Consider the following 11,109-nt stretch of genomic DNA (forward strand, 5'->3'; position numbering starts at 1 on the left):
GGGGCTACACCTGTTCCCATACCGAACACAGCAGTAAAGTCCTCCAGCGCCGATGGTACTTGGGTGGCGACGCCCTGGGAGAGTAGGTCGTTGCGGATTCATTTAAAAAGATACTTCTATTTATTTAGAGGTATCTTTTTTAGTTTTAATATGTACACTACCATAGTCGTTATTAAGAGTTTGTAATTACTTAATAAAATAGTATATAAATGTGCTAAATATATTCTAAATTACTGGTTTGTTTCATAATAATGATATAAAACGAGTAATGAGAGGGGTATAAGTATGCGTCAAAGAAAATTTATTTTTCTTGAAGCTATAGATATTGGCTATTCTATAAGTTCTAATAAGTTAAAAGGTCATGTTCAATTTGATGAGAGTAAAGATAAAATTGCAGTAAGTTTATTTATTGAAGGTTTAAATCATGATGAGTATGGAGTAGATATACTTCATGGAGAAAATATATGTACAAATATCGGAAATTTCTATGGTAATAGTAGGATAGAAACAAAATTTTATACAAGTAACAGTATTAATAATATAAGAGCTATCTTGATATATCCAATGAGTGATAAAAATAAAATTGTACTTATTGGCTATCTTATAGATAAAAGCAAATTAAATATTAATGAAATTTCCTATATGCGTGGTATAAATAATAATAATTTAGAAAATAATGAAAAAAAAATTATTAACGAAATAAGTGATGACTTAAAAACTATTAGTAAAAAGGTAGAAGAAGATAATAATAATATAGAAAAAAATATTATTTTGGAAGAGGATATCAACATAAGTACGAATATCGAGGATAATATATTCGATCAGATGGACGAAGGATTTATGAGTGAAAATAAGACAATTGATAATGAGGATGAACTACAAAAAAAAGAAAATTTAATTAAAAATAGTAATTCTCAGTCTAATTCAAAAGAATCTGAAAGCAATTCATCGCCTAAAGGTGGAATGTATAATAACAAAATATTTTACCTCTGGCAAAATATCGACAAATTAGATGAGTGTTTAAAAAAAGCGAATCCTTTTATGCAGTCTATACCAAAACACAAGTGGTGGTATGTAAAAGAGTATGATACAGAAATACAATATTATTCTATTCTTTATAATGGATATATGATGCCAATGGTATATCCGTATATGAATTATAAAAATATTGGAAACATAGACAATGAATGGATATTTGGAGCTGTTACTGATGATTATGAAGGAAAAGAAGTATTGAAGTATTTTGTATATGGAATTCCAGGTAAATTCTATATGCAAGATCAACCGTTTAGAGGAAGTACAGGGTATTTATACTGGCAATCTAAAGATGTTATAAAGAGAGATCCTCAAGGATATTGGTTATTATACGTAGACGTACATACAGGTAAAATTGTCATTCCTAGAAGACCTGTAAAGCCTCCTTTAAATAAAAATATAATGCACAACAATATGTAAATTTTACAAACAAAAAATTGGTAGCATATTAAAACGTCTCCTTTGTCAAAATAAGAGTAGTATCACAATAATAAAAAAAGGAGATAATTTATGAAAAGAATAATAACTGCAATAACTGTTTTTACATTAGTAGCTACTTTTAGTTTTGGTTGTAGACCCGCAACACCTGTTGAAGACGGGCAACGAGGTACTACTAGAAATAACATAATTACAAATGATGGAACAGCAAATGATACAACAAGAAACCAAGGTGCAACTGGTATCGCTAATGGTGGAGGATCAACATATTACGGAACAGCTGACGGTGTAGGCGGAGCTGGAGGAACTGGTAATATGGGCGGAACTAATGCTATAGGTGGAACAGGTGGGGCTGGCGAAGCTGGAGCCGGTGGAGCAGGAACAGGTGGAACTAATGCTGGTGGAACAAGAACTCCGGCAGGAACATTAAACAACAATGCTGGTAGAATTACTGATGGCAATTGGAACACTGCATTAGGTGAAACAAATAGAGTTAATGAAATAAGAAGCATATGCAATCGTAAAGAAAATGTAGACGATACATCTGTTGTTATAAATGATAATAATAATACTTGCTATGTTGGTTTAGATTTAGACAATAATGCTAACTTAACTGAGACAATGAAAGAACAACTTAGCAATGAAATTAAAAGAGCAGACCCTAATATCAATAGAGTATATTTTACTGAAGATAGAAATGCAGTTGAAGATTTTGTTGGAACTGCACGGGATACTGTGAATGTAAACTGGAACAGACTACAAAATTTATTTAGATAATACTATCATAGAGGAGGGATTTATCCCTTCTCTATTCTATTTGCAATTGGCTTAAACCTAAATAACAATGAAATGAGTAAAATGTATTTGAATGCAAGAAATACTATAATTAAACTATTATAATAATATAATGTATATAATGAAAAAAAGATGCAAACAATATTAGTAATTTATTGTTGACATGAGTTTAATTAATTGTTATAATGACAAATTTGACAACTGTGATGACATATGTTACAATATAACAAATAACCGAGGTGATTAGATGAATAGTAATAAAACCATTTCTGAAATTAAAGAAGGGTTAGAAAGTTATGTAGGTCACAAAGTAAGGTTAAAAGCAAGCAAAAGTCGAAAAAGAGTTGTCATACAAGAAGGAATAATCGAAGGTGCTTACCCAAGTATATTTGTAATAAAAGTTGATCAGGAAAATAAAAATCCTCGCAAACTATCTTTTTGTTATTCAGACCTATTAACACATAATGTTGAACTTACCCTATGCGAAAATGAAGAAAGTATACTCTGCGGATAAAAAAACTGTTAATTTTACAGTTTTTTTTTAATGAAAATAAAAATAATCAGGTAATTATCGAGTTTATGCTAAGTCAACTCAAATTAGCTTAGATTATATAAAATAGCCTCAAAACACACTTGCCTTTATGACATTATTAGCTTATAGTATTAATAGTTAATACAGAGAATAGGAGATTAAATATGCCAATAAATTTAAAAGGACGAAGCTTATTAACATTAAAAGATTACACTCAAGAAGAAATAAACTATCTATTAGAGTTATCAATAAGTTTAAAATCAAAAAAAATAATAGGTATTCAAGATAATTTGTTATTAGGTAAAAATATTGTTTTAATATTTGAAAAGACATCTACTAGAACAAGATGTGCATTTGAAGTGGCTGCTTTTGATGAAGGAGCGAAAGTAACCTTTTTAACTAATAGTCAAATGGGTAAGAAAGAATCAATTGAAGATACTGCCAAAGTTTTAGGCAGATTTTATGATGGTATAGAATTTAGAGGTTTTAAACAAGAAACTGTAGAACAATTAAGTAAATTCTCAGGTATTCCTGTTTGGAATGGGCTAACTGATATGTATCATCCTACACAAGTTCTTGCAGATTTTATGACTATTAAAGAACAAATTAACAAACCTTTAAAGGATATAAAATTTGTTTATATGGGAGATGCAAGAAACAATGTAGCTAATTCATTAATGATTGGAGCAGCTAAGATAGGAATGGATTTTGTAGCAGTTGCACCTAAAGAATTATTTCCAGACAGTGATTTTATAGATGAAATAAAGAGTATTTCATTAGCTAATGGTGGAACTATCCAAGTTACTGAAAATATTGAACAAGGTGTAAAAAATGCGGATGTGCTATATACAGATGTATGGATTTCTATGGGTGAAGAAGATAAAGCCAAAGAGAGAATTGAAATGCTACTCCCATATCAAGTTACTATGGATACAATAAGAAGTACAGAAAATAAAGATGTTATCTTTCTTCACTGTTTACCGGCATTCCATGATTTAAATACAGAATTTGCACAAAAGATATATAATCAATATGGATTAAAAGAAATGGAAGTTACAGATGAAGTATTTAGAAGTAGTCACTCAAAAGTGTTTGATGAGGCAGAGAATAGAATGCATACTATTAAAGCTGTAATGGTTGCAACATTATAGTAATAGAAGCAACTAAAGCTTTTTAAAAATATAAATAGACTTCTAAGATACCCTTTGAATAAAAAAAGTATCAATTTTTTTATTCAAAGGGTATTTTTTGTACAGCTCTCTAATAAAGATAATAAGAATAATAAATATCGTAAATATGATATATATAAGGGGGAAGTAGCATGCCTTTTGAATTAATTAGGGAGTATATTACTTTAGATCAAGAAGTTAACGCTTTCAATACACAAACAAGCCTAGAAGAGATAATAAAGATACCTGACTTTAAGCCGAATATGAGGAGTATTCTTTTGATAGATGGTGAAGTGAATACATCTTCTCAAGCCATCGAGGGAAATGTTCTAAATGTTGAAGGTGATATTCAATTTAAAATCTATTATGTTGCTGAAGGTGGTTACTTAGATTGTGCTCAAGCAGTGGCACCATTCGATTATGCCGTAGAGTTAAGTGATTTAGAAGGAGACATAGAATGTCTAATTAAAGCAGGCTTAGAACATGTGGATTTTAGAATAACAAACAGTAGAAAAGTAAATGTTAGAAGTATAATGAAGATTGAAGGTAAGTTGATTAAAAAAAGTAATTTTCCTTTATTAGTAGATGTAAAAGAAATGGCGAATATTCAAAAACTACACAATAAAATAACTATAACAAAGTCGACAGTTAAAAAAAATGAAACAATTACGGTACAGGAGAAAATTACAATGGAAGAGAAAGATGAGACATCGCTGAAATTAATTGATAGCTCATTTACATTTACAGATATAAAATCTAGTAAGTCGCCAAGTGGAGTACTAATTACAGGAAGAATTTTAGGTAACACTCTATATTCTGAGGACACTGATGAAAAGAAAGTTTACAAGAATATTCCTTGTTCTATGAATTTTAGTCAATTTATTGAGAAAACAGGTGTAGAGAATATAGATAGTTATTTCTTTATACCAAAGATAAAAAGTCAAAATATTGATTTTTCTGCTGAGAGTGAAAGTGAAACTATCTCATTAAATTATGATTTGGCTGTGGAAACATACATAACATTTTATGAAAATGTTGATATAGAAAATATACAGGATCTATATAGCCCAGAAATTCAAAGTCACGTAGAAAAAGACATTATAAAAACATATTCATTAATTGAAAATTTTGAGGAGCGGATTGAAATTAGTGAAGAAGTAATATTAACTCCTGAGATGCCTGTAGAGCAATTGCTATTTACAAATTCAAAAACTATTATAACGGCGACTACTGTAGGAGAAGATAATATTACATTTGAAGGAATTTTAAAGACTGAATATATTATTTCTGAAGTGGAGCTAATTGAGAAATTTGATAAAGAAATACCGTTTAGTTATACATTAAAAATGAGAAGTATGGATTATGAAATATCTGATTTTGCTGTATCAGTAGATAGTCTAAGAACTAATTTAAGGGGTAATGCCATAGAAGTTGAAGGTGCCATTATTATAAAAGGAAATCTGTTTAATAAAATTTCACTTAACCTAGTTAAATCAGTAAATGAGATAGAAGAAACAGAAGTAAAAGAGGTTGGAGAGTTTTATACGATTAAGGCACACTATAAGCAACCGCAAGAATCGCTATGGGAAATAGCAAAAGTAAATTGTACAACAGTAGATAGGATATTAAGTGATAATAAGTTAGAAAGTGAAGAAATGATTAAAGAGTATATGCCATTAGTAATATTACATTAGTAATTTTTGATGAATAAAAAAAGCAGGGTCTCAGTATAAAATGGCCCTGCTTTTTACTGCTTTAGAAATTACTTTGAGCTTAGAGACTTTTGTTTATTGAGATAAAATTTTTAATAATGTATTTTATCCTCGTTATTGTAATAAGCATTAGAATATGTGGTAAAACCTCCTGACAAGTTAAGGAGTTTATAGCCCTTCTGCCTTAAAAGGCTAATTCCTGTCCATGCTCTAACGCCAACGGCACAGTAAACTATAATAGTTTTATTTATATCTAAACTATCAATATTTTCTCTAAGGTCATCTACTGTAATATTTATTGAATTAGGGATATACCCCATTTTTCTTTCTGCCGGAGTTCTAAGATCTAATATAGTATTTTCGTTTAAATCAAGATTTTCTATTTCGTTGTATTGTATTATCCCCATGCTACCTGACAACAAATTTGAAGCTACAAATCCTGCCATATTAACAGGGTCTTTTGCAGATGAATAAGGAGGTGCATAGGCAAGTTCTAGTTCTTTTAAATCTTCTACAGTGGCTCTAAATCGAATAGCAGTAGCAATTATATCTATTCTTTTTTCAGTACCAATACCACCAATAGCTTGTGCACCTAAAACCCTTCCAGTAGCGATTTCAAACAGTACTTTTATATGAATTACATCTCCTTCAGGATAATATCCTGCGTGGTTTAGAGGATGAAGATGTATACTATAGTAGTCCACGCCAGAGACTTTACCTAACTTAATTAAAGTCTTCTCATTTGCGCCAGTACTAGAGACTGTTAGATCAAAAACTTTAGCTACAGATGTACCTTGTGTACCCTTATATTTTTCTTTAACACCGCTAATATTATTAGCAACAATTCTACCTTGTTTATTAGCTGGACCAGCTAGAGGAATCATTGCATCAGCGTTAGTTACATAGTCATTAACCTGTATTACATCTCCAATAGCATATATGTTAGGATCACATGTATTAAGAAAAGAATTTACAATAATACCACCCTTGGGATTAAGTTCTAAACCAGCATCTTTAGCTAACTCACTATTTGGCCTGACGCCAATTGCAAGTATAATCATATCTGCCTGAATAATATTACCAGAATTAGTTATTACAGAACTTTTATTATTGACAATTTTAAATTCCTTTACACCATCACTAAGTATTAAATTGATTCCTTTGCTTTCGATATGCTTATGCATAATTTGTGCCATTTCAAAATCTAGTGGTGGATAGAGTTGGTTAGGTCTTTGAATGATTGAGACATTTAGCCCTAAGGCGTGCAGATTTTCAGCCATTTCTACACCAATGAATCCTCCGCCAACAATAGCCACATTTTTGACAGTATGATTATCGATATAGTTTTTAATTGCATCTGTATCAGGTATATTCCATATTGTAAAAATATTATCAGCGTCAATTCCTGGAATAGGTGGCCTCAAGGGAGAAGAGCCTGTAGATAAAATTAATTTATCATAATATTCATCATATGTTTGATTTGTAGTCCTATTGACAACTGTAATTTTTTTATTTTTTCTATCTATAGAAACAACTTCATTATTTACTCTAACGTCAATGTTAAATCTTTTTTTCATAGCAGTAGGTGTTTGCAATAGTAGCTTTTTTCTATCTTTTATTACATCGCCAATATAATAAGGTAATCCACAGTTAGCAAATGAAATGTACTCTCCTTTTTCAAATAGTATTATTTCCGCATCATCATCAATTCTCCTTAACCTTGCTGCTGCGCTAGCACCACCTGCAACACCACCAACTATTAAAACTTTTTTGCCCAAATTTTAAAACCTCCCATATTACAATTAGTTATACGACTATAAAAAACAATTAATCTAGGTAATTGCTTATTTATTATTATATACCTTAATATGACATAAACAAGGAAGAATTAATTTTGAAATGTAATAACTTTAATTATAATATTATAGCTATAACTGTTAAATACTCAATTAAAGAGTATTTAGCATGGAGTTGATAGTAAATAAATTATTTAAATTTATATAAGTAAGCATTAATTTGTCCACCTAAAATGATAATCGAACTTGACATATATAACCATACCAATAAAGCGAAAACACCGCCAAGGCTTCCATATAAAGAAACATAACTTGTGTTAAAATTATTCACATAATAAGCGAAAACTAGAGATGTCACTGTCCAGCTTATGGTAGTAAAAATTGATCCTATTATAATATCTTTAAATGTCAACTTACAGGATTTGCAGTTGGGTGCATGTTTATATATGAAACTAAATACAAGTATCATTGATATCACTGTGACAATATATCGTATATAGTTCCATAACATTACTAATTCAAAATTTATGGCAAAGTTATTAAATATTATTTCACCTAATAGTTTGCCGAATACTAATAACAAGAGTGTCATTACTAAGATAAAAGAAAATATAAGTGTGAATATAATAGATATAAACCACAAATAAAATATATTACGACTTTCATCTTCAATATAGGCTTTATTAAGTGCTAATACGATAGCCCGCACACCCTTTGAAGCAAGAAAAAAAGTTAAAAATAATGAAACTAAATTAACAGATTCCGTATTTAAAACTTCTGATAATATATTTGATATAAGAGTGTAAGACTGCGTAGGAAGTATTGATTCTAGATAATGGTATATATCATCTGAGGGTAAGTTTAAATTTCCTATTATAGTTAGAAAAAATATTAAAAAAGGAATAAAGGATAATAACAAAAAGTATGAAGTCTGAGCAGATAGAGAACCAAATTCAGACTTGGTATATTCATTGTAAATGTACTTAAGAAATAATTTAAATTTCATTTTTAATCACCTTAATCTTATTATTTAAGTTTTATTTAAGAAATATACTCTAAAATAAAACTAACATTAAGGTTATCCCCCTTTTATAATCTAATGTTCATTATATTAAGAAAGAATAGTCTAGGCTATTCTTTTTTCTATATTTAAAGAAAAAACACTAATACTACTAATGAGATTGATATTAGGAGGTTTTACTTTGAAAAAAGTAATAGTGTTTATGTTGTTGCTGTTTACAATTGTATGTTTATCATGTACCAATCAGGGAGACAGATTAAAGAATAACGAGTTAAAAGAATACACTTTTTTAATATATATGAATGGTTCAGACCTTGAAACAGAACATGGTGCAGGTACTAGCGATTTATATGAGATGATGAAAGCTGGTACGACAGATAATATTAACGTTGTAATTGAAACTGGAGGAACGAAAAACTGGCAAAATCACTATATTGATGCAAGTCAAAATCAGAGATGGTTAGTTAAAAAAAATAATCTTGAAAAATTACAGGACTTAGGTACCAAAAACATGGGTGTTTCAAGCACATTAAAAGATTTTTTAGTGTGGGGGGTTAGTAATTATCCTGCTCAAAAACATGTGTTAATACTGTGGAATCACGGTGGTGGATCAATATCTGGATTTGGTTATGATGAAAGACATTTTTATGATACATTGCTCTTAGTAGAACTAGAACAAGCGCTTACTGATGCTATGGCTACCACAGGTGTCAAATTAGAGATGATCGGATTTGATGCATGTTTGATGGCAACAATTGAGACTGCTGATGTCGTAGCCCCTTTTGCAAATTATTTAGTTGCATCTACTGAATTAGAGCCTGCTATAGGATGGGAATATAGTGCTTTTTTAAAAAAAGCATCAGAAGAAAAATTAGATGGTGAGATGTTAGGTAAAGAAATTGCTGATAGTTTCTATAAAGATACTAAAAAGTACGGATTAAATGATACAGTTACATTGTCAGTTATTGATACTAGTAGAATAGGCATTTTAAAAAAATCATTTGAAAATTTTATTATGAAGGCGGATGAAGATATATACGATGCAAGTGTATTTAATCAGATTTCCAATACTGTTAGCAGAGCAGAATATTATGGAGGTCAATCTCCATCCGAAGGATATAGTAATATGATAGATCTAGGCGATTTAGCAAGTAAGCTAAGTGATGATTATGCACAAGATAAAAATGATATTGTTAATAATGTAAATGATGCGGTAGTATATCAAATTAAAGGTAAAGCAAGGGGTAAAAGCACAGGTATTTCAGTATATTTTCCTTATTACAATAAAGAGAATATTGAATATGAACTCCCTGTGTATGGCACAATAGATTTTTCTGAACCGTACAATGATTTTTTAACTAGATATACTGAAGTTGCAAGAAATGATACTAGTGAGATAGAATTTGCAAGTGAAAATATAAATAAAGAAGGAAATAGTTATAAAGCGAATGTAAAATCTAGTGAAATGGAAAATGTGAGTCAAGTACGAACTGTATTAGGTAAGAAGATAGATGAGAATAAAATATTACTATATGGAGGAAGTCCTTCGGCGAATTACAACAAAGGCGAAATTAATACTGAATTTGATAATAAGTGGTTATCAATTAACGGAAATATGGTTTATTCCTATGTAACAAGAGTAGAAGACGATTATATAACCTATTCTTTGCCAGCAGTCTTGAATGATGAATACGTGAATATAAAAGTAGCGTGGTACGCTGATGATGGTGAAGATGGCTATTATAAAATACTAGGTGCATGGCATGGCGTAATTCCAGAGAGTAAGATAGTAAGGAAAGAGATTATCGAAGTAAAACAAGGAGATGTTATAAAACCGATTTTTAAGGAATATAATATAGATAAAAAAGAAGCGAAAAGCATAGAAGGAAAAGCTTTTATATTACTAGATGATCCAGAGATTATAATAAAAGAATTAGATGAAGAAGACCTTGTCTTGGGATTTTGTATAGACGACTACTCGTTAAATCAATGTTATTCAAATTTTATTCCTATAGAAGAATAAATTGAGTAGGATAGCCAGAGCTATCGCGAAAAAAAACATAGAAAAGATGGAATAGAATTTTGTCTTGTATACATGGGGAGAGCAAGAGTATTTTTAAAACAAACGCAAACACGCTGTCGCATACTGTATGAAAAGAACTCGAAGATTAACTAAATTTTTGAAACTCGCTACACTCAAACAGTCAAAAATTCTTAACGTTAATCTTCTCCTTCTATTGAATTTAGCGAAGCTATCGTTTGCTAATGTTTTAAAAATACTCGATATAGTTAGCTACTTTGATATGTTTTTTTAAAAAGGGTTCTCTGAACCCTTAAATGATAAAAACAAAACTGAAAAGCGTGCTTTAAATATCTTTTCATGGGATTATCGTGAGGATAATCTGCAGAGGATAAAGTAAGCAATAGAGATTACTAACACAATTTATGATATAATATCCGTATCAGCAGATTGGCTCGCAGAATTCAAGTCATTTTCTGTGCTTGCACGAGAAAAGGAAATGAATTCTATGAGCAAGTGCAAACGACCGAAACTGCGAAGCAGTTGAGGTGAAATCTGCAGCAGATTGGCTCGCAGAATTCAAGTCATTTT

At 30.2% G+C, this 11,109-nt stretch carries 8 protein-coding genes and 1 rRNA gene; 7 read left to right on the forward strand and 2 right to left on the reverse strand.

Going from position 1 to position 11,109, the window contains the following annotated elements; all coding sequences use genetic code 11:
* From rrf to GC105_RS15950, 6 genes are all read left to right on the forward strand, one after another.
* Positions 1 to 99 (forward strand): 5S ribosomal RNA (gene rrf, locus GC105_RS15925); the annotation flags it as partial.
* A 186-nt stretch (positions 100 to 285) separates the two neighbouring features.
* Entirely contained in the window at positions 286 to 1,455 is a 1,170-nt protein-coding gene (locus GC105_RS15930; RefSeq protein WP_152806815.1) for a hypothetical protein, read from the forward strand.
* A 90-nt stretch (positions 1,456 to 1,545) separates the two neighbouring features.
* On the forward strand, positions 1,546 to 2,250 hold the full coding sequence (locus GC105_RS15935; RefSeq protein WP_152806817.1) for a YhcN/YlaJ family sporulation lipoprotein: 705 nt from the start codon (positions 1,546 to 1,548) through the stop codon (positions 2,248 to 2,250).
* Positions 2,251 to 2,515: 265 nt separating this feature from the next.
* Positions 2,516 to 2,782 carry a Veg family protein gene (locus GC105_RS15940; protein WP_152806819.1) on the forward strand — a complete coding sequence of 89 codons (267 nt, stop codon included), beginning with the start codon at positions 2,516 to 2,518 and terminating at the stop codon, positions 2,780 to 2,782.
* A gap of 182 nt (positions 2,783 to 2,964) precedes the next feature.
* Entirely contained in the window at positions 2,965 to 3,951 is a 987-nt protein-coding gene (gene argF, locus GC105_RS15945; protein WP_152806821.1) for an ornithine carbamoyltransferase, read from the forward strand.
* A 170-nt stretch (positions 3,952 to 4,121) separates the two neighbouring features.
* Positions 4,122 to 5,663, forward strand: a complete 1,542-nt coding sequence (locus tag GC105_RS15950; RefSeq protein ID WP_152806823.1) for a DUF3794 domain-containing protein — start codon at positions 4,122 to 4,124, stop codon at positions 5,661 to 5,663.
* A 110-nt stretch (positions 5,664 to 5,773) separates the two neighbouring features.
* On the opposite strand, the gene GC105_RS15955 is transcribed toward GC105_RS15950, so the two are convergent.
* Both GC105_RS15955 and GC105_RS15960 read right to left on the reverse strand, forming a co-directional pair.
* Positions 5,774 to 7,459: a CoA-disulfide reductase gene (locus GC105_RS15955; RefSeq protein ID WP_152806825.1), complete on the reverse strand. Its 1,686-nt coding sequence runs from the start codon at positions 7,457 to 7,459 to the stop codon at positions 5,774 to 5,776.
* A 208-nt stretch (positions 7,460 to 7,667) separates the two neighbouring features.
* Positions 7,668 to 8,483: a YihY/virulence factor BrkB family protein gene (locus tag GC105_RS15960; RefSeq protein ID WP_152806827.1), complete on the reverse strand. Its 816-nt coding sequence runs from the start codon at positions 8,481 to 8,483 to the stop codon at positions 7,668 to 7,670.
* A 196-nt stretch (positions 8,484 to 8,679) separates the two neighbouring features.
* Here GC105_RS15960 and GC105_RS15965 point away from each other — a divergent pair, with 196 nt between their 5' ends.
* Positions 8,680 to 10,521: a clostripain-related cysteine peptidase gene (locus tag GC105_RS15965; RefSeq protein WP_193708455.1), complete on the forward strand. Its 1,842-nt coding sequence runs from the start codon at positions 8,680 to 8,682 to the stop codon at positions 10,519 to 10,521.
* Positions 10,522 to 11,109: the final 588 nt, after the last annotated feature.

This window comes from Alkalibaculum sporogenes (assembly GCF_009362815.1).
Classification (GTDB): Bacteria; Bacillota; Clostridia; order Eubacteriales; family Alkalibacteraceae; genus Alkalibaculum_A; species Alkalibaculum_A sporogenes.